14 protein-coding genes are annotated in these 24,677 nt (G+C 71.4%); 5 read left to right on the top strand and 9 right to left on the bottom strand.

The genetic code is table 11. The features are described 5' to 3' along the window. Positions 1-22: 22 nt before the first annotated feature. Both K8638_RS04720 and K8638_RS04715 read right to left on the bottom strand, forming a co-directional pair. Positions 23-2,059 carry a membrane dipeptidase gene (locus K8638_RS04720; RefSeq protein WP_223753189.1) on the bottom strand — a complete coding sequence of 679 codons (2,037 nt, stop codon included), beginning with the start codon at positions 2,057-2,059 and terminating at the stop codon, positions 23-25. Between the two features lie 146 nt (positions 2,060-2,205). After that, entirely contained in the window at positions 2,206-8,187 is a 5,982-nt protein-coding gene (locus K8638_RS04715; protein WP_223753188.1) for an ATP-binding protein, read from the bottom strand. A gap of 215 nt (positions 8,188-8,402) precedes the next feature. Here K8638_RS04715 and K8638_RS04710 point away from each other — a divergent pair, with 215 nt between their 5' ends. Then, complete coding sequence (locus K8638_RS04710) at positions 8,403-9,848, top strand: amidase (protein ID WP_223753187.1); 1,446 nt, start codon at positions 8,403-8,405, stop codon at positions 9,846-9,848. 45 nt (positions 9,849-9,893) lie between these two features. Here K8638_RS04710 and K8638_RS04705 read toward each other — a convergent pair whose 3' ends face one another. Then, positions 9,894-11,111 carry a proprotein convertase P-domain-containing protein gene (locus tag K8638_RS04705; protein WP_223753186.1) on the bottom strand — a complete coding sequence of 406 codons (1,218 nt, stop codon included), beginning with the start codon at positions 11,109-11,111 and terminating at the stop codon, positions 9,894-9,896. A 116-nt stretch (positions 11,112-11,227) separates the two neighbouring features. On the opposite strand from K8638_RS04705, the gene K8638_RS04700 reads away from it, so the two are divergent. After that, the gene (locus K8638_RS04700; protein ID WP_223753185.1) at positions 11,228-13,741 is read left to right on the top strand and encodes a PAS domain S-box protein; all 2,514 of its coding nucleotides are present in this window, start codon (positions 11,228-11,230) and stop codon (positions 13,739-13,741) included. A 257-nt stretch (positions 13,742-13,998) separates the two neighbouring features. On the opposite strand, the gene K8638_RS04695 is transcribed toward K8638_RS04700, so the two are convergent. The 3 genes from K8638_RS04695 to K8638_RS04685 all read right to left on the bottom strand — a co-directional run bounded on the left by K8638_RS04695 (position 13,999) and on the right by K8638_RS04685 (position 18,629). Then, positions 13,999-15,405, bottom strand: coding sequence for a serine hydrolase (locus K8638_RS04695; RefSeq protein ID WP_223753184.1), 1,407 nt, complete (start codon positions 15,403-15,405; stop codon positions 13,999-14,001). A 132-nt stretch (positions 15,406-15,537) separates the two neighbouring features. After that, entirely contained in the window at positions 15,538-16,971 is a 1,434-nt protein-coding gene (locus K8638_RS04690; RefSeq protein WP_223753183.1) for an aldehyde dehydrogenase family protein, read from the bottom strand. Positions 16,972-16,997: 26 nt separating this feature from the next. Beyond that, a complete protein-coding gene (locus K8638_RS04685) occupies positions 16,998-18,629 on the bottom strand; it encodes an acetolactate synthase large subunit (protein WP_223753182.1) in 1,632 nt (543 codons plus the stop codon). Positions 18,630-18,729: 100 nt separating this feature from the next. Here K8638_RS04685 and K8638_RS04680 point away from each other — a divergent pair, with 100 nt between their 5' ends. The 3 genes from K8638_RS04680 to K8638_RS04665 all read left to right on the top strand — a co-directional run bounded on the left by K8638_RS04680 (position 18,730) and on the right by K8638_RS04665 (position 22,575). Beyond that, complete coding sequence (locus K8638_RS04680) at positions 18,730-19,614, top strand: LysR substrate-binding domain-containing protein (RefSeq protein ID WP_223753181.1); 885 nt, start codon at positions 18,730-18,732, stop codon at positions 19,612-19,614. A gap of 508 nt (positions 19,615-20,122) precedes the next feature. After that, positions 20,123-20,455: a hypothetical protein gene (locus K8638_RS04675; protein ID WP_223753416.1), complete on the top strand. Its 333-nt coding sequence runs from the start codon at positions 20,123-20,125 to the stop codon at positions 20,453-20,455. Positions 20,456-21,204: 749 nt separating this feature from the next. Next, positions 21,205-22,575 (top strand): serine/threonine-protein kinase, encoded by a 1,371-nt coding sequence (locus K8638_RS04665; RefSeq protein ID WP_223753180.1) that lies wholly within the window; start codon positions 21,205-21,207, stop codon positions 22,573-22,575. Between the two features lie 153 nt (positions 22,576-22,728). Here the strand turns inward: K8638_RS04665 and K8638_RS04660 are convergent, their stop codons facing one another. The 3 genes from K8638_RS04660 to K8638_RS04650 are packed head-to-tail and all read right to left on the bottom strand — an operon-like array spanning position 22,729 to position 24,661. Further along, complete coding sequence (locus K8638_RS04660) at positions 22,729-23,088, bottom strand: hypothetical protein (protein WP_223753179.1); 360 nt, start codon at positions 23,086-23,088, stop codon at positions 22,729-22,731. Positions 23,089-23,095: 7 nt separating this feature from the next. Further along, complete coding sequence (locus K8638_RS04655; RefSeq protein WP_223753178.1) at positions 23,096-23,443, bottom strand: hypothetical protein; 348 nt, start codon at positions 23,441-23,443, stop codon at positions 23,096-23,098. A gap of 36 nt (positions 23,444-23,479) precedes the next feature. Beyond that, positions 23,480-24,661, bottom strand: coding sequence for a patatin-like phospholipase family protein (locus K8638_RS04650; RefSeq protein ID WP_223753177.1), 1,182 nt, complete (start codon positions 24,659-24,661; stop codon positions 23,480-23,482). Positions 24,662-24,677: the final 16 nt, after the last annotated feature.

Here is a 24,677-nt window from a genome sequence, read left to right as displayed (position 1 = left end):
CCCACCCGTGTGTCCTTCACCGTCAGCGGCAGGACAGCCAGCTGCACGAGCCGGACAGGCACTCGCGCCCGTACAGGCACGACGCGCCCTTGGGCTTCTTGTTCTGGCACTTGCCCTCGTTGAGGGCATAGCCGCAGTACTGGCCGGTGGCGCAGTCTGAATCCGAGTCACAGGCGCAGACGCCCACGGCGTCGCACCCGTCCGCGGTGCACGTGTCGCTGATGCACTCCTGGTCGAAGCGGCACTCCTGGCCCACCACCTTGGAGTCCGGCGCGTAGTGCTCACCACACAGCACGGGGTACTGCGCCTCGCGGGTGGCCTTGGACACGTACGGAGCAACGCCGCTGGTGTCGATGTCCGCCGCCGCGTCCGCCATGCCCGAGCGCGGGCCCGCCGCGCGCTCCCAGACGCGAAGGAAGGTCTCCGACGAGCCGGCCAGCGCGGTGGTGTTCGCGCCCACGCGGCCCAGGTCCGTCAGCAGGTCCGGCAGCAGGCCCACGTGCGCGAGGCCGAACTCGTCGAAGGACGTGCCCAGGCGCGCGGGGCCTCCCACCGTCTGCTGCCGCGCCTGCGCGTCCGCCTCGGCCTTGAAGCCCGCCGAGCACGCGCCGTGGTCACCGAAGCGCGGCCGCGTCTGCTGGATGAAGCCGTTGAGGTCCGCGCCGAAGGCCATGGGCACCTTGAGGCCCTGGCGCCCGTACTCGTACGCCTGCGCCAGCGAGCGGGTGGAGCCCTGGCAGCTGTTGGCGACGCCGGAGCGCGTATAGGCGCGCGTCTCGTCATGCGCGGTGCGCAGGCCGAAGATGCCACCCGTCTGCCGCAGGTAGCGCACCGCCCACGACGGCGTCGTCTTCTCGTCGTCCGCCAGCTCCGGGTTCATCACCTCGCGGAAGTGGCCGTGGGAGATGACCAGCGGGTAGTACGCGTTCGCCTGCGACAGCGCGTAGGCCTCGTGCAGGCCCTTCTCGGACAGGTGGGCCACGTCGATGAGCATGCCCCGGGCCATCATCGCCTGCAGCAGCGCCCGGCCGTCGGCGGTGAGCCCCTTGGTGTTGCGGCAGTTGCCGGCGGCGTCCCGGTACACGTCGAAGCCCAGCGTGAAGGAGTCCGTCGTCACGCCGCAGTCGTAGTCGACGTAGCAGTTCTCCAGGAACTGCGCCGCCTGGAAGATGGGGTTGTGCAGCGCCGCGCCGCCGAAGCGGTTGTCGAGCTGGTGCACCGGCTGCAGCGAGCGCACGCCCAGCGCGTAGAGACGGTCCAGCTCCGTGCGCCAGTCCTTCGTGCCGAACAGCTTGCTCGCCTCGATGGAGAGCACCATCGCCAGCCGGCCGGAGTTGATGATGTTGCGCGCGTGCGAGGGCGACAGGGCAATCTCCACCCAGTCGTTGTTCGCGTCGAAGGTGCGCGCCATCTGGAGCTGCACCTCCACGTCCGCCATCTCGTCACAGGGGCGCTTGAGGTTCTGGTACGGCAGCGCCTTGCAGAGGAACTCGTTGCTGACCAGGGACACCATCACCAGGGACATGCCGCCCTGGTGCGCCTGCCGCAGCCAGCCCTCCCACGACTGCTGGTGCGCAATCGTGTCCCAGCGCGGCCACTGCGTGTGCACCGTGGCGCGGCCCAGGTGGAGGCCGGTGTCGCCCTCGGTGCCCTCAATCTTGCCGATGAACTCGGAGCCCACCGCGCCGCCGATGCCGAAGAGCTGCGACAGGAGGGGCACGCCGCTCAGGTCCACCCCGCCGGAGTTGGGACACAGGTCGAGCAGGTTGCTCAGGTCCATGCGCACGCGGGCGTGGTCGCTCTCCGGCAGGCCACCGTCACAGCTCGTCAACGAGCCCAGGTGACTGCCGTGGAACCAGCCTCCGCCGAAGGCCTCCTCCGCGAACATGTGGTGGTGCAACTCCGCGAACCCCGGCACCGCCAGCGCCTGCGAGGCTTCGGCGGACGGCTCGGGAACGGGAAGCGGCGGTTCCTCTTCTACGGGACCGCAGCCCAGACCAAGGGTGAAGGACAGCGCGGCCAGCACTCCAGGGCGGGCCAGACGGTGATACCCGGGCATGACGTGACTCCCTTCTCTCACTCCGAGAGACGAATGGGAGCCACTCTCTTAGTGGAAGCGCCGCTGGAAAGACATGCGAGACGGGCAAATCATGCCCAGCCGCGTGGAAGCACTGCGTCAACCCGGGCCGCCGCGCCTCACCTCCGTCAGGCCTCTCCGAGCGGCAGCTCCACGACGAACGTGGCGCCACCGCCCGGAGTGTCCTCGACGGAGATGGTGCCACCGTGGGCCTCCACGATGACCCGCGCGGTCCACAGCCCCACGCCCAGCCCGCTGTGGTGGCGCGTGGAGACGGCCCGCTCGAAGCGCTCGAAGATGCGGGCCCGGTCCTCCGGGCGGATGCCCATCCCGTGGTCCACGACGCCGAGGCGGGCCCGCGCGCCCCGCTTCGCGAGACTCACCTCCACGGGCTGGCCCTGGCCGTAGGCCGCCGCGTTCTGGAGCAGGCTCGTCAGCACCTGCCGCACCCGCGCCGCGTCGAAGTCGCCACTCACCCCGTCCTCCGCCCACACCTCGACGTGTGTCCCGCCCCGCGCCAGCTCGTCCCGGAGCTGGCCCACCGTCTCCTGCACGAGGGCGCCCAGGTCCATCCGGCTCCGCGAGAGCTGGAACCGCCCCGTCGTCATCAACGAGACGTCCAGCAGCCGCTCCAGCAGCACGCGCAGGCGCTGCACCTGGCGGCTCGCCGCCACCAGCTTGTCGCTGACGCGCGCGCGTGAGTCCGCGCTGAGCCCCCGCTCGATGAGGTCCAGGTTCAACCGGAACGCGGCCAGCGGCGTCTTCAGCTCGTGGCTCGCGGCGGACAGGAACTCGTCCCGGGCCCGCACCGCCTCCCGCAGGGACGCTTCCCGTGCCTCGTGCACCCCCACCTCCCGGCGCGCGCGCGCCAGCTCCAGCGTGGCGCGCACCCGGGCCCGCAGCTCCCGCGCGCTGAACGGCTTCACCAGGTAGTCATCCGCCCCGGCCCCCAGCCCCTCCACCGTCGCCTCCTCGCCCGCGCGCGCGGACAGCAGGATGACCGGAACGGTCCGCGTGCGAGCATCCGCGCGCAGCTCGCGCACCAGCGCGAAGCCGTCCAGCCCCGGCATCATCACGTCGGAGAGCACGAGGTCCGGCTGCCACTCGCGCGCCCGCTCCAGCGCCGAGTTCCCGTCCGCGACCGCCTCCACCCACGAGGCGTCCTGGCGCAGCAGCCCGGTGACGTAGGCCCGCAGGTCCGCGTTGTCGTCCGCGACCAGGATGCGCGCCCCCGACAGCACGGAGTCCCTCCCGGCCGGCGCCCCGGCCTCCCCCCAGTCCTCCACGCCCTCCGCCCAGCGGCGGGCCTCCTCGACGAAGGCGGCCGCCTCCGCCACCACCGGGCGCGCGCCCACCACGGGCTCCCCCGCGGGCGCATTCCGCGTCGGCAGCCGGACGGTGAAGGTGCTCCCCTCGCCCGGCCTGCTCGCCACCTCCACGGTGCCGCCGTGCAGCTTCACCAGCTCCCCCACCAGCGACAGGCCGATGCCCGTGCCCTCGTGGCTGCGGCCCCGCGTGGTCCGCACCCGGTAGAAGCGCTCGAAGAGGTGCGGGAGCGCGTCCTCGGGAATGCCCACGCCGGTATCCCGCACGGCGAGCACGGCCTGCCCGTCCTCCCTCCGCAGCGAGACGCCAATCTCCCCCTGGTGGGTGTACTTCACCGCGTTGGAGAGGAGGTTGAACACGACCTTCTCCCACAGCTCGGGGTCCACGAGGACGGGCGCGGGCAGCGGTGGACAGTCCACCGTCAGCTTCAGCCCCGCGTGCTCCGCGGCGGACTGGAAGGCGCTCGCCAGGCTCGACGTGAAGGCGCCCAGGTCGGTGGGGACGAGCACGGCCTGCGCGCTCCCCGCCTCCACGCGGGAGAAGTCGAGCAGGCCGTTGACCATCCGCGACAGCCGCAGGACGTTGCGCCACACCATGGCGAGCCGCTCGCCCGTGAGCGGCTTCGCCGGGTCCGCCAGCGCGTCCTCCACCGGGCCCAGCAGGAGCGTGAGCGGCGTGCGGAACTCGTGGCTGATGTTGGAGAAGAAGGCCGTCTTCGCCCGGTCCAGCTCCGCCAGGGACTCGGCCCGGCGGTGCTCGTCTTCATAGGCGGTGGCGTTCGCGATGGCCGCCGTCACGTGCTCGCCCATCAGCTCGAAGAACGCGCGGTAGCGCTCGTCGAGCGCCCTGCGGGGACTGACACCCGCCACCAGGAAGCCGTGCGTCCTGCCCGTTCCCGCCTTCGCCAGCGGAAGGACGACCGCGGTGTGCGCGGGCTCCGGGCACGTGCCTCCCGGGAGCGCGCCGAACCGGGAGAGGACATCCGTCACCACCTCGGGTTGGCGGGAGCGCAGCGCCCGGGCGAGCGGCCAGCCCGGCGCCTCACCTTCCTCCCGGAGGTCGGCCTCGAGGAGCGCACCGGGTTGTCCCGGGGACAGCCCGGCACACGCCGCGAGCCGGGCCCGCTTCCCGTCTCCCTCGGTGACATACAGCAGCGCGAACGGAACATCGGTGGGGTTCTTCGAGCAGATGGCCGCGGCGACCTCGAGCGCTCCGTCGACAGTCCTTGCGTCGGACACCTGGCGCGCCAGCGCGCGCAGCGTCGCGAGCCGCCGCTCCCCCTCCACGCGCTCCGTCGTCTCCGCGACCACCGCGAGCATGCCGCCGACTCCGCCGGACTCCTCCCGGATGGGGCTGTAGGCGATGGTGAACCAGGCGTTCTCCAGGTAGCCGCTCCGGTACAGCGGCACGAGCAGGTCCTCCAGCGCGATGGACTCGCCGCCCCGCGCCCGCTCGAACATGGGGCCCACGACGGACCACGCCTCCGGGAAGATGGACCAGGCCGGAGTGCCCAGCGCGGCGGGATGCTTGTCGCCGAGGATGGGCCGGTACCGGTCATTGTAGAAGAAGCGGAACTCCGGTCCCCAGGCGACCACCATCGCGAACCTCGACGGGAGGACCATGCTGATGGCGGTCCGCAGGCTCTGCGGCCAGGTCTCGATGGGCCCCAGCGCCGTCTTCCCCCAGTCGGTGGAGCGCATCAGCTCGCCCAGCTCTCCCCCGCCCTCGAAGAGTGCGCCGCCGGCCGGAAGCCGCGCCAGCGCCGGCCCTCCCGGCTCGCGCCTCTCGGGCCGCTCTTCCCGCGCCGCTCCCCCCGGGAGCCGGAGGGAGAAGCAGCTTCCCTGGCCCGGCGTGCTCGTCACGCCGATGCGCCCACCGTGGGCCTCGATGATTCCCTGGGCGATGGGCAGCCCCAGGCCGTGGCCCTCCCGCCCCCGCTGCGCGGTGTGCCAGTGGCGCTCGAAGACGCGCGAGAGCGCCTCGGCGGGAATCCCCGGGCCGGTGTCCTCCACGGAGAAGCCCACCCCGCCCTCCCCATCCGCGCACACCCGCAGGTCCACGCGGCCCCCCGGGGGAGTGAACTTGATGGCGTTGGACAGCACGTTGGACAGGGCCTGGAAGACGCGCTCCCTGTCACATACGAGCACCGGCAGCGCGGGCTCGACGTGGGTGGTGAAGGCCACCCCCTTCTCCAGGGCCAGCGGCTCGAACGCCTCGCGCGCCTCGCGCGCCAGCTCCTCCGGCGCGTGCGGCTGCCGGTCCAGCGACAGCGTCCCGGAGTCGATGCTCGCCAGGTCCAGCAGGTCGCCGATGAGCCGCTTCATCCGCCCCGCCGCGCGGCGGATGGTGGCGACGTGTTTCCTCAAGGTGGCCTCGCGGCCCTCGCCGGTGAGCAAGCGCTCCATCAACTCCACGCAGGTGAAGACGGACGTGAGGGGCGTGCGCAGGTCGTGGCTGACGACGGCGAGCATCTCCTCACGCGAGCGCGTGGCGCGCTCGGCTTCCTCGAGCAGGCGCGTGGCCTCGTCCGTGTGGGCGCGCTCCGCGGCGAGCGCCTCCTGGCGCAGGCGGGACAGGGTGAGCTGCGCGTTGACGCGGGCGAGCAGCTCGCTGGCCGAGAAGGGCTTGACGAGGTAGTCGTCCGCGCCCGCCGTCAGCCCATCCACCGTGGCCTCCTCCCCGGCCCGGGCGGACAGGAGCACCACGGGCGTGGTGCGGGTGCGCTCGTCCGCGCGCAGCTCCCGCAGCAGGCCCAGCCCGTCCAGCCCCGGCATCATCACGTCGGAGAGGACCAGGTCGGGAGGCCGCGCGCGCGCCGCGGCCAGCGCCCGCGGACCGTCCCCCACCGCCTCCACGTGCCAGTGCGCGGAGAGGAGGCGCACGAGGTAGCCGCGCATGTCCGCGTTGTCGTCCACCACCAGGATGCGCGCCCCCGTCTGGAGCGTGGACTGCACCGGCCCCGCGGCGCTTCGCTCCTTCGAGGGCCCGGACGCGGACAGGTTGCTCCACTGGGTCGCCTCCACGAGGAAGGCGGCGGCCCCGCTGGAAGCGAAGGGGCGCCCCCCCGAGGGGGACTCCCCGGCGGGCAGGTGGGCGGTGCCCGTGGGCAGCGTCACGGTGAAGGTGGTGCCCTGCCCCAGGGTGCTGCGCACGCCCACGGTGCCGCCCTGCAGCTTCACCAGCTCGCTCACCAGCGCGAGCCCGATGCCGCTGCCCTCGTGGCTGCGGCCCGGCGCGCCCTGTACGCGGTGGAAGCGCTCGAAGATGCGGGGCAGCTCCCCGGGCGGAATGCCGGTGCCGGTGTCCTGCACGGACAGCTCCACCCGGTCGCCCAGCCACCGCAGCGCCACGCGGACTCCGCCCCGCAGCGTGTGCTTGAAGGCATTGGACAGCAGGTTGAGGACGACCTTCTCCCACGCGGACGGGTCCACGTGGACGGGCTCCGGCAGCGGCGGGCAGTCCACGGTGAGCGACAGGCCCGCCACCTCCATCGTCGAGCGGAACGCGCTGGCCAGGTCCGCGGTGAGGGTGGCGAGGTCCGTGGGAACGAGGTGGGCCTTCGCCCGCCCCGCCTCGATGCGCGCGAAGTCCAGCAGGCTGTTGACCAGCTTCTGCAGGCGCAGGCCGTTGCGGCGCACCAGCTCCATGCGCTCGCGCTGCGGCTCCGGCAGCGGGTGCTGCGTGTCCGTCAGGCTGTCCTCGAGCGGCCCCAGCATCAGCGTCAGCGGCGTCCGGAACTCGTGGGAGACGTTGCTGAAGAAGAGCGTCTTCGCCCAATCCGCCTCCGCGAGCGCCTCGGCCCGGCGGCGCTCCTCCTGCCACGCGTGCGCGTTGGCGATGGCCGTCACCACCTGGTCGGCGGCGAGCCGGAAGAAGCCCAGATAGCTCTCGTCCAGCACACGCCGCGGGTTCGTCCCGCACACGAGGAAGCCATCCACGTGGGGCTGGCCCGGACGCGACAGGGGCACGCAGATGGCCGGCTCCACGGGCGGCGCCAGCTCGCGGACGACGGCGGGCTGCCCGGTGCGCGCCACCTGGCCGAGCGGCCACGGCCCCTCCTGTGGCGTCCCATCCTCCAGGGCGATGGGGAAGGGCCCCGCCGGCTCGCCGGCTCCAAGGGTGCCCGAGACGGCCACCCTCCGGGCCACCGCGCCCGCCTCCCCGGCGAGGAACACGCGGCAGGAGGGCACGTCCGCGGCGTTGGCGCCGAGGATGCGCGCGGCCACCTCACAGGCTTCTTCCGCGGAGCGCGTCTCCACGAGCGAGGCCCCCAGGTCGCGCAGCGTCCGCAGCTGCCGCGCGTCCTGCACCTGCGCGGTCGTCTCCTGGCACGTCACCAGGACGCCGCCCACCCCGCCCGAGTCGTCCGGCACGGGGCTGTACGAGAAGGTGAAGTACGTCTCCTCGAGGAACCCCCTGCGCTGCATGGGCAGCAGCAGGTGCTCGTTCCAGGTGGCCGGCCCCCCCGCGCGGACGTCCTCCGCCTGCGGGCCGATGATGTGCCATATCTCCGCCCACACCTCCGCCCCGGAGGCACCGAGCGAGCGCGGATGCTTGCTCCCGAGGATGGGCCGGTACGCGTCGTTGTAGAGCTGGATGAGCTGCTCCCCCCACCAGAGGAGCATGGGGAAGCGGCCGCCGAGCACCAGCCCCAGCGCGGTGTGCAGGCTGGTGGGCCACGTCTCCACGGGGCCCAGCGGAGTCCGCGCCCAGTCGAAGGAGCGCATCAGCGCCCCCATCTCGCCTCCCCTGTCGAAGATGTCGTGGACCGAGTCGTTCTTCATGGGCATCCAGGCCATCTCGTCTAACAGTCCGCCGGGTGACACAGCGCGGCTTTTGCCGGCCCCCCTCGAGCATGGGTGCACTGGACAACGGCTCGCCCCGCCCCTCCCTCGTCCATGGGCGGCCGCGTCAGCGGACCCGAGGTGGCCGGGAGTATCCTCGGCCGCACGCCCCGAGCACATGCTTCCCTTCCCGGAGCGCGAGCAAGCGAGGACTCATGCATCTGGACGACTACAGTCGTTACGACGCGGTGGGGCTGGCGGAACTGGTCCGCCGCAAGGAAGTCACTCCCGAGGAGCTGGTGCGGACGGCGGCCTCCGCCATCGCGCGAGTCAACCCGCGGCTCAACGCCGTCATCGACGTGCGCGAGGCGGAGGCGCTGGACACCGTGAAGCGGGGCCTTCCGGAGGGGCCCTTTCACGGCGTGCCCTTCCTCATCAAGGACCTGGCGATTCACGCCGCGGGCGTGCCCACGGACCTGGGCAGCCGGCTGACGCAGGGGCTCGTGCACCCGCATGACAGCGCGCTGATGGCGCGCTTCAGGCGGGCCGGCCTGGTGCTGCTGGGCCGCACCAACACGCCCGAGTTCGGCAACAACGCCACCACCGAGCCCGTCCTCCACGGGCCCACGCGCAACCCATGGAACCTGGAGCACAGCCCGGGAGGCTCCAGCGGCGGCTCCGCGGCGGCGGTCGCGGCGGGCATCGTCCCGGTGGCCCATGGCAACGACGGCGGAGGCTCGCTCCGCATCCCCGCGTCCCTCTCCGGTGTCTTCGGCCTGAAGCCCACCCGCGGCAGAATCTCCCTCGGTCCGGACGTGGGCGAGCTCCTCAACGGCATGGCCATCGAGCACGTGGTGTCCCGCACGGTGCGCGACAGCGCGGCGATGATGGACGCCACGCACGGGCCGGAGGTGGGCGACCCGTACCACGCGCCCCCGCCACAGCGCCCGTTCCTGGAGGAGGTCCAGCACAAGCCGGGCCGGCTGCGCATCGCGCTGTCCCGGACGGCCGCCTCGGGTGTGCCGGTGAGCCCTGACTGCGTCGCCGCCGCCGAGAACGCGGCGCGGCTGTGCATGGAGCTGGGGCACGAGGTGGTGGAGGCCGCCCCCACGTACGATGCCGGGGCGCTGAACTCCGCGATGACGAAGGTCTGGGCCTCGGCCATGATGGGCATGGCGGATGTGTTCGGCGGGATGCTGGGACGCACGCCGGGGCCGGAGAACCTGGAGGCCACCACGTGGGCGGCGGTCCAGCTCGGCCGCGCGCTCAAGGTCTCCGAGCTCCAGGGGGCGCTCGCCGTCTTCAACCAGGTGTCCCGCGCGGTGGGGGCCTTCTTCGTGGAGCACGACGTGCTGCTGACGCCCACCGTGGCGGTGCCGCCCTACAAGCTCGGCGTGCTTGACGCGATGGTGCCGAGAGAGCCCGAGGAGTGGTACACGTACGTCTTCGGCTTCATCCCCTTCACCGCGCTGTTCAACGTCACCGGCCAGCCGGCCATGTCCGTGCCGCTCCACTGGAACGCGCAGGGCCTGCCCATCGGCGTCCAGTTCGCCGGGCGCTACGCGGACGAGTCCACGCTGTTCCGGCTGGCCGGGCAGTTGGAAGAGGCCCGCCCGTGGGCAGGACGCCGGCCGCCGGTGCACGTCACGCGGGCGGACTGAGCCGGCGGGCCGGCTCGCCCACCCGAGCCGGCCCCGGAAACGGCGTCAGTCGTAGCGGCTGTTGAGCTTCAGCTTCCACGAGCGCAGCGTGCCGCTGCCCACACCGGACGGGTTGGTGACGCGCAGCAGCCAGCGGCCGTTGACGGTGCTGTCGCGAGAGATGCCCCGCGTCACGGAGATGCGCGAGGGAGGCGTGCCCTCGTTCGGCCCGTCCCACAGCAGCGCCGAGTCCCCGCCCGGGTCCACCAGCGTCAGCACCAGCCGGTGGGGCGAGGCGTGCACCAGGTCCAGCTCCACGGTGATGTCATCCGGCACCGTGGCCAGCCCCACCACGGCGACGGTGGACTCCACCGGCGTGGCGGACGACGGCAGTGACACGTCCGCGTACTGGATGAACTCCCCGGCCATCCACGCGGGCCGGCACCAGCCCTCCGGCGCTCCGGAGGGGATGCCCCGGCAGACGAGCCCGGGCTGGCACGGCGCGAAGACGGAGCACGTGGCGCCGTCGCCGGGAATGGGCGCGGGGTTGATGCACCGGCCGTAGGGGCTGGAGCCGTCATGCGGCACGCCCTCGCAGACCAGCCCCGGCTGGCACGTGCCCGCGCCGGTGCAGGGGTCCCCCTCGGGCGCCAGCGCGGTGTTGAGCTTGAAGCGCTGGAGCACGGTGGAGTCCACGTGGGCCAGCCGGGACAGCTCCACCATGTGCGCGATGGGACGCGCGGCCAGGATGTCCTGCACCGCGAGCGGGGCAATGCCGTAGCCGTTCTGCAGCGTGGCGGCGGTCTCCGTGTTGGCCGCGCGAAGCGTGCGCCGCGCCTCGGCCAGGGTGAAGGCGTGCCCGTCGAAGTTGCCCACCAGCGCGTCCAGCGGCAGCTCCGCCACGCGGCCGGTGCCCCGGGCGTACCACTCCAGGTCCGCGAGCGCGGCCGGGCCCACGTAGGGCACCGCGTCCACCTGGGCAATGGAGACGAAGCGGCGGTCGTCCGCCGTGTTCTCCACGCCGTCGGGGCCCGCACGCCAGGCAATCAGGCCCTGCGCGGCGCGCACCTCCAGCGGCACCTCCGTGTCCAGCACCGCCAGCGTGGTGGAGCGGTCATTGAGGAAGGCCAGCACCCCCGTGGAGGCGGGAGTTCCGTCGGCCAGCGCCTGCGACTGGGACACCATGACGGAGGCACCCACGGGCTCTCCGGAAGCAGGAGCCCCACAGCTCAGCAGGACGGGAAGTCCCATGGACATGGCAAGGAAGAAAGATCGGGAGGTCATGGCCTCCGTGTATCTCATGCGAAGACGGAACGGGGAAGGCAGCGCGTGGATGGCTGGCCGCGTTCAGGCCGCACGAAGGGCCGGGTTGGCGCCGGGTTGCGGCGTCAGCATCGTTGATGATGGAGGCACCTTCCCACACCAACCGCTCCATGGCCCGCCTGCACGACAGCCCAGGGCACCCGGCCTCGCGCCCGGACCCAGAGTTCACCGAGGCGGGGAAGGAGGACTGCGCCGGAGGGGACACGCGAAGTCAGGAGCGGATTCTCGAGTCGGTCTTCGCCAGCATCAGCGAGGGCGTGACGGCGGTGGACGAGTGCGGGCACTTCAAGCTCTTCAACCCCATGGCGGAGCAGCTCCTGGGGTTCGGGCCGGTGGACGCGCCACCCGAGAAGTGGCCGGAGGTCTACGGCCTCTACCTTCCCGACCGGGTGACCCTCTGTCCCTTCGACCAACTGCCGCTGGCCAGGGCCCTTCACGGCGAGTCCGCGAGCTGGACGGAGCTGTTCCTGCGGAACTCCGCCCGGCCCGCCGGCACCTGGATACTGACGAGCGCCCAGCCCATCCGGGATGCGACGGGCGCGCTTCGCGGCGCGGTCGCCGTCCTCAACGACATCACCCCCTTCAGGGCGGCGACGGAGGAGCTGCGCAAGAGCCGCGAGAAGTACCGCTCGCTCTACAACAGCACCCCCGTGATGATGCACTCCATCGACCGCGAGGGACGGCTCGTCAGCGTGAGCGACTGCTGGCTGAGCACGCTCGGCTACAAGCGCGAGGAGGTCATCGGACGCCCCTCCGTGGAGTTCCTCACGCCCGAGTCCCAGCGGTACGCGCGGGAGGTCGTCCTTCCCGAGTTCTTCAAGACGGGGTCCTGCAAGGACGTCCCCTACCAGTTCGTGAAGAAGGACGGCGAGCCCATCGACGTGCTCCTGTCGGCCATCACGGAGCGGGACGCCAACGGGGAAATCTTCCGCTCCCTCGCCGTCCTCATCGACGTCACGGAGCGGAAGCGCTCGGAGGAGGCGCTGCGGGAGAGCGACAAGCGCCTGCGCGCCATCCTGGACAACGCGACCGCCGCCTTCTTCCTCCTCGACCCCCAGGAGCGCTACATCTTCACGAACCGGCAGTGGGAGCGCTTCTTCCACCACTCCCGGCAGGAGGTCGCCGGAAGGACCGCGTACGACTTCTTCCCACGGGAGGTCGCCGACAGCTTCCATCAGGCCAACCTGTCCATCTTCCAGACCGGCGCGCCCGTGGTCCGCGAGGAGCGGGTTCCCCACGCGGACGGCATCCACACCCACCTGATGCAGAAGTTCCCGCTCATCGACTCCACCGGCACCCTCTATGCCATCTGCGGCATCTCCACCGACATCACCGAGCGCAAGCGGATGGAGCTGTCACAGCGCTTCCTCGCCGAGGTCAGCCGGGAGCTGGGGACGACGCTGGACGTCTCGGCCACGCTCCAGCGCGTGGCCGAGCTGGCCGTCCCCACGCTCGCGAGCACGTGTGTCGTCTTCATGCCCAGCAACGGGGCGGCCCTCCAGCCCGTCGCGGTCGCGGACCGCTCGCGAGGCCGGGCCCTCCAGCTCCGCGAGTTCCTCGAGCGCCACCCGCCCGCGCCAGACTCCGCCCGGGGCCCGTCGTGGGTGATGTCCACCGGCCGCTCTGAAGTCGCTCCGGAGTCCTGGGGCCTGCTCGACGACGACGCCCTGGAGGAGCCCCGGTGGGAGGCCCTGAGGGCGCTCCACGGGAAGCGCTCCGTCAGCGTGCCGCTCCGGGCGCGAGGCCGCATCCTCGGCGCGCTGTCGCTGATTTTCGAACAGCCGGCCCAGGCGGACTGCCCGGCGGACCTGCCCCTCATCGAGGAGCTGGGACGCCGCGCGGCCTTCGCCATCGACAACGCCTGGCTCTACCGCAAGGCCCAGGAATCCATCCGCACCCGGGATGAGTTCCTGTCCATCGCCTCGCACGAGCTGAAGACGCCCCTGACGTCCATGAGGCTGCGCGCCCAGCAGCTGGAGCTGGCCCTCGCGCGCCAGCCCGAGGACTCGCCGCTGGCGAGGAAGGTCTCCGCCATGCTGGACGTCTTCGACGAACAACTGAAGCGGCTGGCGCACCTCGTGGAGCACCTGCTCGACGTCTCCCGCATCGATGACAGCCGGCTCCAGCTCCGCCGGGAGGATGTCGACCTGGCGCAGGTGGCTCGCGACGTCGTGGGCCACCTCCAGGAGCAGTTCGGCAGGGCCAGATGCGAGCTCCAGCTCGTCGCCGAGAGGCCGGTGGTCGGACAGTGGGACCGGCTCCGGCTGGAGCAGGTGATGCTCAACCTGCTGACGAACGCGATGAAGTACGGCGCCGGCAAGCCCATCCGGATGGAGGTCGCGCTTCAGGGGGACAGGGCCCGGCTGAGCGTCGAGGACCAGGGGGTGGGCATCGCGCGCGAGTCCCAGGGGAAGATATTCGAGCGCTTCGAGCGCGCCGCCTCCCGCAACTACGGCGGGCTCGGGCTGGGGCTCTTCATCACCCGGCAGATTGTCGAGGCGCACGGCGGGTGGATTCGGGTGGAGAGCGAGCCCGGGCAGGGCGCGAGGTTCGTCATCGAGCTGCCCCGGGTCCCCCCGGCGCAGCCGTGACGCGGCGCCGGAACGCGTTGTTCCCCAGGTGGACGCGGGTGAGCATGGTGGGCCTGGCTCTCGGGGGCTCCGCGCACCGGCGCAACGCGGCGGCGGGCCCTTCTGTCCGCGGGTGGATACACCCCGTGCCCTGACTCCGGGGGGGGCAATCCAACCGGGCTGCGCATTTTCAAGAGCCTTTGAGACCTGCTTCTCCCAGGGAAACGCGGCGCGGTCTTCGAGACTGGAGACCGCGCCGCGGGCTTCAAGCGGTGCGGCTAGTTCTCTTCCAGGATGAAGGAGGACACGCGACCATCCGGGATGAGCGACACGACGTAGCGCCAGGTCCCGGACTCGAACTCCACCAGGTACGTGTAGACGCGGTCATCGCCCACCACTTCCCGCTTCGCCAGGACCAGCGGCCCCGCCGGCCCCAGGCCTTGCAGCAAGCGCTGGTAGTTCAGCGCGCCATGCGGAAAGAACCACCAGGGGACGTACGCGAAGTCGGCCGGGTCCATCGTCCCGGCCCGGGCCTGCTCGAGCAGCGTCGTGAACCGGGCGGTGGCCTCCGGCTCCAGGTCTTGAATGGGCGCCAGCGGGGGCACGGCGAGCGCCGGGTCGACAACAGCGGCAATGCCGTTCGCGAAGGCCTCGGGGTCCGTCTGACTGAGGTTGGCCAGCACGATGACGGAGAGCGAGTCCCCGAGGAAGCGGAAGTAGGCGGTCTTGAAGCCCTGCCACGAGCCGGTGTGCTGGTGCAGGGGCTTGCCGTTGCGCTCCTCGAGGAACCACCCGAAGCCATAGGGATGGGGAGCGCCGCTGTCGAGCTTCACGGGCGTCAGGATTTCCCGCCAGCTCCCCTGCGTCAGGAGGGCGCGCGCATCCACGGCGGCATCCCAGGCCAGCAGGTCCTTCAGGGAGAAGTAGAGCGAGCCGTCCGCCGTGGTGTTGAGCGAGGGCGACACCCACCGCTGGTTCTTCACCTCGCCGCGGACCAGCCGGTAGCCAGCCGCGCGGTTCGGAATGATGTCCGCCTCGCTGATGCCGCGCGCCGTCTTCATGTGGGCCGGCTTGAAGACGTGCTCGCCGAGGACGTCGACGTAGGAGGTCCCCGCGACGCGGTTCACCAGGAGGCCCAGGAGGACATAGCCGGAGTTGCTGTAGCTCCACCGCAGGCCGGCGGGGAAATCCAGGGGCAGCGCGTAGATGAGCCGCGCGAACTCCTCGTCCGTGTAGTCCTTGCGCTCGTCGATGAGCCCTTGCAGGTCCCGGATGCCGGAGGTGTGCGTCAGCAGGTGGCGAATCGTGATGGGGGCCCACGACGCGGGCGCGTCGGGGAAGTACTTCGTGATGCTGTCGGACAGCGAAATCCGGCCCGCCTCCACCTGGAGCATCACCACCATCGCGGTGAACTGCTTACCCAGGGAGGCGGACTGGAAGAGGGTGTCCGTCGTCACGGGAACCCGATGCTCCAGGTTGGCGAAGCCGTACCCCTTCGCCAGCACGACCTTGCCGTGACTCACGACGGCCACGGCGAGACCGGGCACATTCTGCCGCTTCTGCTCCGCGCGAACGAAGTTATCGATTCGCTCGCGCAGTGAATCACCGGCGGCGGCGGGGCCGCCCGTCAGCAGCCCTACGAGGAAGACTGAGACCACCGAGAAGGACTGCAAGGCAACACGCATGAGTGCTCCTGATGGCCGGACAGGCCTTGTCCATGGGGAGCCGAGCAAGAGAACACCGCCCCTTCGCGCTTTGAAGAGGCGGGCACTGAGCGCCGAGATGGTTGCCGGATGACAGGATTCCGTGGGTGAGGTTCAGCCCTGACGCATCACGAGCAGGCGCAGCTCGGTCATGTCCTCCATGGCGTACTTCACGCCCTCGCGGCCCAGGCCCGAGCCCTTCACGCCGCCGTAGGGCATGGTGTCCACGCGGAAGCTCGGCACGTCCCCCACGACGACGCCTCCCACCTCCAGCTCGTCCCACGCCTGCATCGCCCGCGACCAATCCCGCGTGAAGAGGCCCGCCTGCAGGCCGTAGCGCGCGTCGTTCACCACGCGGAGCGCCTCGTCGAACGTGCGGAAGGACTGGAGCAGCACCACCGGCCCGAACGCCTCCTCCGCGCACAGCGGCTCGTCGGCGGGCACGCCCTCCAGCACGGTGGCCTCCAGAAGCGCGCCGCGCCGCCCTCCCCCGGCCAGCACCCGCGCCCCACGCTTCACGGCCTGCTGAATCCACCCCTCCAGCCGGCGAGCGGCGGGCTCGTCAATCATGGGCCCCAGCGTGGTGCTCTCATCCCGGGGGTTCCCCGCCCGCAGCGCCCGGGCCCGAGCGGCGAGCCGCTCGCGCAGCGCGCCGTACAGCTCCTCGTGCACCAGCACCCGCTGCACCGAGATGCAGCTCTGCCCCGCCTGGAAGAAGGCCCCATGCGCGATGCGGTCCGCCACGAAGTCGAGCTCCGCGCCCGGCTCCCGGTCCACCACGCACGCCGCGTTGCCGCCCAGCTCCAGCACCACCTTCTTCCGGCCAGAGCGCGCCTTGAGGTCCCACCCCACCTTCTCCGAGCCGGTGAAGGACAGCAGCTTCAGCCGGTCGTCCTCGATGAACGGCGCCACGTCCTCCAGCCGCGTGGGGAGGACGGAGAAGGCGCCCTCGGGGAGGTCCGTCTCGGCGAGCACCTCCGCCATCAGCAGCGCGCTCACGGGCGTGCGGTCCGACGGCTTGAGGACGAAGGGGCAGCCCGCGGCGATGGCGGGCGCCACCTTGTGCGCCACCAGGTTGAGCGGGAAGTTGAACGGGGTGATGAACGAGACCGGCCCCACCGGCACGCGCTGGGTGAAGCCCCGGTAGCCCGCCGTGCGCTTCGACACCTCCAGGTTGAGGACCTCGCCCCCGCCGCGCACGGCCTCCTCGGCCGCCGCCTTGAACGTCTCAATCAGCCGGGTGACCTCACCCCGGGCATCGCGGATGGGCTTGCCGGCCTCGATGCACAGGGCCAGCGCGAGCTCCTCGGCCCGCTCGCGGAAGCGGCGCACGCAGTGCTCCAGCACCTCCTGCCGCGCGTACGGCGCCAGCTTCCGCATGGGCCCCGCCGCCCGCACCGCGGCGGCGATGGCCTCCTCCACGGCGGCGGCGTCGGCGACGGCCACGCGCGTGACGGCCTCCCCTGAGTATTTGTCCGTCACCGGCAGCTCCGCGTTGGGCTGCCGGGGCCGGTTGGCCAGGTAGTACGGGTAGCGTTCAGCCAGCATGGCGTTCCCCACTTTCCGTGTCGTGTTCACTGCTCCGCCTCGGCGCCCGCGCCGAGCGCCCGCGCGTTGTCCGAGTAGTCGATGGGCAGGTCGATGACGTGCACGCCGCCCGACTCCAGGCAGCGGGCGAGCGTGGCGCCGAACTCGGTGGCGCTCCCCGGGCGGTGGCCCCGCGCGCCATACGCCTCGGCGTAGCGGACGAAGTCGGGGTTGCCCAGCGTCATGCCGAAGTCAGGCAGGCCCATCTCCCCCTGCTTCCAGCGAATCATCCCGTAGCCGTCGTCGCGCACCACGACCACCGTCAGGTCGAGCTTCAGGCGCACCGCCGTCTCCAGCTCCTGCGAGTTCATCATGAACCCGCCGTCACCGCAGACCGCGAGCACCTTGCGGCGCGGGTGCACCAGCTTCGCGGCGATGGCGGACGGCAGCCCCGCGCCCATGGTGGCGAGCGCGTTGTCGAGCAGCAGCGTGTTGGGCCGGCGGCAGCGGTAGTACCGGGCGAACCAGAGCTTGTACATGCCGTTGTCCAGGCAGACCACGCCGTCGTCCGGCATCGCGCGGCGCACCTCCGCCACGAGCCGCGCGGGGTAGATGGGGAAGCGGTCATCGGCCGCGCCGCTCGCGAGCTGGACGTCGAGCCCCGCACGGGCGCGCTCGAGGGGAGCGAAGTCCCAGTGGGAGCGAGGGCCCACCCCCTCCGCGATGCGCCACACCGCGTTCGCGATGTCGCCCGTCACCTGCACCTGCGGGAAGTAGACGGGGTCCACCTCCGCCGAGGAGAAGTTCAGGTGGACCACCGTGCGGCGGCCGTCGCGCATGACGAATGGCGGCTTCTCGATGACGTCATGGCCCACGTTGACGATGCAGTCCGAGGCCTCGATGGCCCGGTGGACGAAGTCCCCGTCGGAGAGCGCGGCGGTGCCCATCCAGAGCGGATGCGTCTCGTCCACCACGCCCTTGCCCATCTGAGTGCTGAAGAAGGGCATGCCCACCCGGTCCACGAAGACGCGGAGCATCTCCGAGGTGAGCTTGCGGTTGGCCCCCGCGCCAATCATCAGCAGCGGGCGGCGGGCGGAGGCGATGGTCTCCACCGCCTGCGCGATGGAGGCCTCGTCGGCCACGGGCCGGCGGAGGACGCCCGGCGGCAGGGGGACGGCGTCGGTGGACTCACGGGCCACGTCCTCGGGCAGCTCCAGGTGCGTGGCGCCGGGGCGCTCCTCTTCCGCGCGGCGGAACGCCTCGCGCACCGCCGAGGGGACGTGCTCCGCCGAGACGAGCGTGCGCGTGGCCTTGGTGAGGGGCCGCATCATCCCGACGACGTCGACAATCTGGAAGTGGCCCTGCTTGCTGACCTTGATGGGCTTCTGGCCGGTCAGCATCACCATGGGCATGGCGCCGAGCTGGGCGTACGCGGCGGCAGTGACGAGGTTGGTCGCCCCGGGGCCCAGCGTCGCGAGGCACACGCCCGCCCGCCCGGTGAGCCGGCCCTGCGTGGCGGCCATGAAGCCCGCGGCCTGCTCGTGCCGGGTGACGACCAGGCGCATGCCGGCGGCGCGCATGGACTCCAGCAGGTCCAGATTCTCCTCGCCCGGCAGTCCGTAGACGACACGCACCCCCTCGGCCTCGAGCGCTTTGACGAACAGGTCTGATGCCTTCATGGGTCCCTCTCCTCCGTGGCGAGGAAGATGTACCCGCGGGTCTCGATTCGTACATTCGTTTGTTTCCATGGACCCGATAGGCATCATCTATGGTGCTGACATGGAGCTCCGCCACCTCCGCTACTTCTCCGCCGTCGCCGACACGCTGCACTTCGGGCGCGCCGCGAAGCGCGTGCACGTCTCGCAGCCCACGCTGTCGCAGCAGATCCGCCAGCTCGAGGAGGAGCTGGGCGCGCCGCTCTTCGAGCGTGCCCGGAGCGGCGTGCGGCTGACCCAGGCGGGGAAGCTGTTCCGCACGTACGCGTCGCGTGCGCTGGAGGACGTGAACGCGGGCCTGGCGGCGGTGGGCTCGCTGCGGGGGCTCACCACGGGTGCGCTGCGCGTGGGCTATCCTCCGAGCATGCGAGGCATCGTGGTGCCCGCGCTGGCCGCCGTGCTGCGCAGACACCCGGGGCTCGCGTTGAGCGCGGAGGAGGCGGTGGTGCGGCGGCTGGAGCGGCGGCTCGCGGACGGCAAGCTGGACGTGGGCCTGGGATACGCGCCCGCGCGGCTGGCGGACCTGGACGCGGAGCCGGTCTTCGACAGCCGGCTTGCGCTCGTCGTCGCGCGGGGACACCCGCTGGCGGGAGCGGAGTCCGTGGGCACGCGGCAGCTCGTGGACGAGCCGTTCGCCCTCCTGTCACGTGGGCTACGGGTGCGCTCGCGCGTGGACGCATGGTTCGCGGCGATGCGGCTCGCGCCCCGTGTCGCACTCGAGTCGAACGCGGTGGCCACGGTGCTCGCCATCGTGCGCGCGGGACTCGCCGTCACCGTGCTGCCGGAGCCGCGGCTGTCCGACGCCGAGCGGCTGGTGGTGAAGCGGCTGTCTCCCGCGCCCCGGTCCGAGCTGGCGGCACTGCTGTGGCGCAAGGGGGCGCCACGCACGCCGGCGGCGGAGTTGTTCGCGACGGAGGTACGCGCACGGGCCAAGGAGGATGGAGCCTGATGCACGACGCGGTAATGGACAGCGCGGTTCAAGGCACAGCCCGGCGATGTCTGGGCCGAGGCAGCATCTTCTGCCCGTGCCGGCCCCGGAGAAGAGCCAACGCCCCAGGCACCTGAATCCTCCGTGGCCACCGCACCAGACAGGGTCGCGCAAACGTCCCGGGCACCTGCATCCTCCGTGGCCGGCCGCCATCCCAGGCTGGGGCACGCCAGTGGCCAAGGGTCCAGGCCCATCCGTCGACGCCATCCCCGAAGGAGACGGGCCATCACTCCGGGCACCTGAATCGTCCCTGGCCACCACACCATGCGGGGGAGTGCCAGGGTCCGAGGGTCCATCGCCTTCCGGTGTCGCCCCTCGAGAAGGCGTGCCATCGCCTCGGCGCGGGGTTTCCGTCTCCGCTGCCAGCGCCTTCCACAGGGCCCGTCCCGCGGCGTTGACGTCCTCCTCGACCAGCGACGCCTCTTCTCTTCGGGCCAGCGCGAGCACCAGCTCCCCCAGCGCTCCCCAGATGAGCCCCTCACCCACCCGGACGCTGCCCGGCGCCAGCGCCCCCTCGCGCTCACCGAGGGCCAGCACCTCGCGCACCAGCGCCCGCGCCTCGCTCCCGAAGGACTGCGGCTCGAGCGAGTCCTCGTGCCAGTGCATGAAGGCGAAGTGGAAGCACTCCGGCCTCCTCGTCGCGAACCAGGCCAGCTGCTGCCAGAAGTCCTCGAAGTCCTCGCGGAAGCCCCTGCCCTCCCGCGAGCTCGGCTCCACCTCGAAGACGATGCGCGCGATGCGGCACAGCTCGCTATCGGCCCACTGGCGCACCCGGTGGGCGAAGGCGCCCTTGCTGCCGTAGCGCCGGTAGAAGCTGCCCACCGACAGGTTCGCGGCCCTCGCCATCTCCTCGGCCCGTACGTTGCCGTAGCCCCGCCGCGCCATCACCGCCGCCGAGTCCCGCATGCTCATGAGGTACAGCTGCTCCGCCGTCCACATACCCCTTCCCCTCCCCGCCCCCAGGCGGCGCTCGCCTGAAAGGAACGTTCCTTTCAATGCGGCCTGTATAGCCCTGGGGTCTGACATGGCGGGTAGGCAGAGTCCTGCGAGCGGCGAGGACCGGGCAGGTCACGCGGAATGGACGCTCCATTCCGGGCATTCGAGGCCCGGGAGCGGGCCGACATGGCGGGGAGGCAGGAACCAGGAGCGGCGGGGGACCTGGCGGGCCACGCGGAATGGACGCTCCATTCCGGGCATGGGCGGCCCGGGAGGGGGCCGACGTGGCGGGGAGGCAGGAACCAGGAGCGGCGGGGGGACCTGGCGGGCCACGTGGAATGGACGCTCCATTCCGGGCATGGGCGGCCCGGGGGGCCTGAAATGGGGACGAGCTCGGAAGTCCAGGGACTTCGCACGCCACCGGATCTCGTACGCTCCAGACATTCGCACCTGAATAATGCCCCACCAGGGAGTCTTGCCATTTGCCCCCAACTCCAGGAGTAGTCTCCTGGCTGTGAATCGGAGCACCTTCCTCATCGCGAGCCCCCCGTGCAGCCTGGCCACCTGAATCCGGCGCGCCTTCCCCTGGGTACGAGGGTCGGCTCATGGTGCGTGGTGGAGCGTCGCGGTCTGGGCGCCTACGGCGCCGTCTACCGGGCCGTCGGGGCGGAGCCGGCATCGGGCCCCGTTGCACTCAAGGTAGCCCTGCATCCCCGGGATGACCGCTTCGCTCGGGAGGTGGAGCTCCTCTCTCGCATCCGCCACCCCAACGTTCCCCGCCTCGTGGACCATGGAGAATGGCGACAGCCCGCGGGCCTCTCCTATCCGTACCTCGCCATGGAGCTGGTGGAAGGCGCGTCGCTGTATGACTGGGCGCTGGAGCAACGGCCCACCTCGCGGCAGGTGCTCCACGTCCTCGCCAGCCTCGCGGGAGCTTTGGCGGCGACCCATTCCGCGGGCGGCGTGCACAGGGACGTCAAGGGTGACAACGCCCTCGTGCGCGCAGCGGATGACCACGTCTTCCTGACCGACTTCGGCTCCGGTCACTACATCGGTGCCGCAACGCTGACGTGGCATCCCCTCCCTCCCGGCACGCCGCCCTATCGCTCGCCCGAGGCCTGGCGCTCCGTGAAGCTCCCCTTCCGGGACTCCGCCGTCCCCTACGCTCCAGGGCCCGCGGATGATGTCTTCGCCCTCGGCGTCACCGCCTTCCGGCTGCTCACCGACGAGTACCCTTTCGGCTTGGACCCCTTGGACCCGTCGGCCCGTTTCAAACACGGGGAGGGAGCCGCGTCCCCGTCTCCGCGAGCGCTCAACTCCCGCTGCCACGAGGCGCTGAGTGAGTTGACGTCCCGGATGCTCTCCGCGAGCCCCGAGGCACGCGGCACTGCCCGCGAGCTGGCCGAAGCGCTGGAGCGAGCCGTGCGAGAGGTGGGACCGGAGGCGGATGTACCCCTCTTCGTCCGGGAGGCACCTCGGCCCGTGGCCACCCAGGCCGCCCTACCGCACGTCGTGCCTCGAGAGACTCCGCGCACCAGGCGCTCCTGGCTCACGGCAGCCGGCCTGGGCTGGGCGCTGGCGCTTGGATTCGGATGGGTGTTGAGCGCGCATCCCGGAGAAGAAGTTGGAAAGGCGCACGCTTCGGTGTCCGACAATGCGAAGGATGGCGGCATCGTGGCCGTCGGAGACTCGGCGCTCACGGCCCCTGTGTCTCCCCCCCGAGAACCCTCCGCGTGGTCGACCATCGCCCTGGAGGTGCCACCGAAGCCATTCCCTGGCCAGAGACGGCCAGATGCCAACGGCCGATGCCGTAGCAAGGCACAGGTCCCCATCAATGGCGGATGCTGGCTCAAGTCCGGTGAGGACCCGAAGGACTGTGACGAAGACTCCTTCGTGTACAACGGCAAATGCTACACACCCGTCCTGGCACGACCGCGCCCGGCGACCTCGAGTCCCGCGGTTCGCGCTGGCAGCCCCGCCCCATGACCGAGCGTTGGCCCGGGAGCTCGAACCCCACCTCTACCAGGCGCGCTCTCCCTGGCTCATCGACGAGCCCTTCGAGCGGCGGCACTCCGGGAACACGAAGAGCCTCCGAGTCTCTCGACCCGGAGGCTCGCTTCGGCGCGACGCAACCGCGGCTCAGAAATCCCGCTGCACGGAAGGCCGCGGCGCTTCGCCCATCCGCTCGGCGATCTCCCGCAGGAGGCCCGAGTAGGTGGTGAGGATGTCGGCATAGGCGCTCAGCAGCCGCCGCCGGGCAACCAGCTCCTCCGGCGTTCCCCGCGCCTCCGCCACGTCGAGCAGCCCCTCGAGGACCCCGTCCAGCCGCTCGCGGACCTCCGCGTCGCTCTCGGCCTCGGCGTGCCTCCCCCAGACGGAGTGGGCCAGCCCGAGCTGGAACTCGAACGCGGGCCTGAAGAGAGAGCACCAGGCCTGCGGGTCCACCAGGGAGGTGAAGCCCTGGAACGTCCGCGGCGCGGCCTTGTCGTTGGGAGCCATGGGCGCCTCAGTTCCCGTTGCGGAAGGGCCGCAGCGACCGCCGCCAGAAGTCGGCCACGTCGATGTGCAGCCAGAGGGTGAGCGGGTGCGGCGGCTCGCTCCGGTCCGCCGAGCCCGGGGACTCGGCGGGCGTTCCCCTGACGGGCCCGTCCGGACGCGCCCCCTCCTGGCTCCACATCTCCCAGGGCATCTTGGAGGCCCCCGTCAGCGGCGCCGTGGGCGCTCCGGCCACGAGCTGCTGGTACACCAGCAGCACCGTCTCCGGCACCTCCAGCATCAGGTTCATCAGCTTCCCCGGGTCCGGCGGGGACCACGGCTGCGCGCTCGGGCGCGGGCTCTCGTTGTCATTCGGCATGTCTGCTTCTCCTTGGGTCGGGTGCGGCGGGGTGGCTCACAGGTGCAGCGCGGTGGCAATCTCCGCGCCGCCGCTCTCCGCGGTGTGGACCAGCATGTCGCTGTCCTGCGGACGCGCGCCGGAGCTGGAGAAGAACTCCGCCCCCGAGTCGCCTCCGCGCGTGGCCTTCCAGGGCGCCAGCTCCAGCACGCGCTTCATGTCCCGGTAGCCGTGCTGACGGCGCTCCTCGATGGACCACCTCGAGAACTCCGCGTCACTGTCGGCAATCTGGTCCGCGTCGCGCCGGTACACCAGGTGGATGATGTCCGTGCGCGGAGGCGGCTCATGCTTGGGGCCGCCGGAGAAGGCCTGCGCGACGCTCCGCTCCCGCTCCAGCCGCTGGCTCAGGTTGTGGGTGCGGGCGAGGTTCTTCAGGTGGTGCGAGGTGCGGCTGGCGTACTGAATGCTCTTGGCCCGCCAGAACACGTCGTCCATGTTGCGGGGCTCCGGCCCCGACTTGTCGAACAGGTCGATCATGAAGATGAGCGTGCGCTTCTCCAGCCGCTGCTCGAAGATGGCGTTGAGGGGCGTGTTGGAGACGCACCCGCCATCCCAGTACAGCTCGCCGTTGACGCGGGTGGGCGGGAAGGCCGGCGGCAGGGAGCCGCTGGCGAGCACGTGCTCGGGGCCGAGGCGCTCCCGGGTGTTGTCGAAGAAGACGAGCTCCCCGTCCTTCAGCCGGGCGGCGCCCAGGCTCAGCCGCGTCGCGCGCTTGTTGAGGTACTCGAAGTCCACCAGCCGCTTCAGCGTCGAGCGCATCGGGGTGGTGGTGTAGAAGCTCAGCGCGTCCTCGGTGCCCGGAGGCGCCATCTGGGGGGACACCCAGCGGGGGGCGAAGAAGTGGGGCTGCCCCAGCAGCAGGGACGTGGCGTGGCTGGCCATGTTGGCCACCCGGCGCCACTGCGGCGGCAGCCAGTTGCCCCACTCGCCCGGCCAGGAGACCTCGCGCCAGAACTCCTTGAGGCGCTCCACCCGGCGCTCGGGCGCGTTGCCAGCCAGCACGGCCGCGGTGAAGGCACCGATGGAGATGCCGGACACCCAGTCGGGGTGCAGGTTCCGCTCCGCCAGCGCCTCGTACACGCCCAGGTGGTAGGCACCCAGCGAGCCTCCTCCCTGGAGGACGAGGACGACCTGCAGGTCATCCCGGAGTTCGTTCGACGTCAGCTGCTCGCTATTCATGCAGGGGCTCCCGTGA

The organism is Myxococcus sp. RHSTA-1-4 (genome assembly GCF_020037125.1).
Taxonomy (GTDB): Bacteria; Myxococcota; Myxococcia; order Myxococcales; family Myxococcaceae; genus Myxococcus.
Note: the sequence above shows the minus strand (reverse complement) of the source record. Positions and strands in the feature narration are given on the sequence as shown.

Bases quoted from the DNA above. Each gene is read 5' to 3' on its own strand.
- K8638_RS04720 (WP_223753189.1), bottom strand. From the start codon at position 2,059: ATGCCCGGGTATCACCGTCTGGCCCGCCCTGGAGTGCTGGCCGCGCTG.
- K8638_RS04715 (WP_223753188.1), bottom strand. From the start codon at position 8,187: ATGAAGAACGACTCGGTCCACGACATCTTCGACAGGGGAGGCGAGATG.
- K8638_RS04710 (WP_223753187.1), top strand. From the start codon at position 8,403: ATGCATCTGGACGACTACAGTCGTTACGACGCGGTGGGGCTGGCGGAA.
- K8638_RS04705 (WP_223753186.1), bottom strand. From the start codon at position 11,111: ATGACCTCCCGATCTTTCTTCCTTGCCATGTCCATGGGACTTCCCGTC.
- K8638_RS04700 (WP_223753185.1), top strand. From the start codon at position 11,228: ATGATGGAGGCACCTTCCCACACCAACCGCTCCATGGCCCGCCTGCAC.
- K8638_RS04695 (WP_223753184.1), bottom strand. From the start codon at position 15,405: ATGCGTGTTGCCTTGCAGTCCTTCTCGGTGGTCTCAGTCTTCCTCGTA.
- K8638_RS04690 (WP_223753183.1), bottom strand. From the start codon at position 16,971: ATGCTGGCTGAACGCTACCCGTACTACCTGGCCAACCGGCCCCGGCAG.
- K8638_RS04685 (WP_223753182.1), bottom strand. From the start codon at position 18,629: ATGAAGGCATCAGACCTGTTCGTCAAAGCGCTCGAGGCCGAGGGGGTG.
- K8638_RS04680 (WP_223753181.1), top strand. From the start codon at position 18,730: ATGGAGCTCCGCCACCTCCGCTACTTCTCCGCCGTCGCCGACACGCTG.
- K8638_RS04675 (WP_223753416.1), top strand. From the start codon at position 20,123: ATGAGCCCCTCACCCACCCGGACGCTGCCCGGCGCCAGCGCCCCCTCG.
- K8638_RS04660 (WP_223753179.1), bottom strand. From the start codon at position 23,088: ATGGCTCCCAACGACAAGGCCGCGCCGCGGACGTTCCAGGGCTTCACC.
- K8638_RS04655 (WP_223753178.1), bottom strand. From the start codon at position 23,443: ATGCCGAATGACAACGAGAGCCCGCGCCCGAGCGCGCAGCCGTGGTCC.
- K8638_RS04650 (WP_223753177.1), bottom strand. From the start codon at position 24,661: ATGAATAGCGAGCAGCTGACGTCGAACGAACTCCGGGATGACCTGCAG.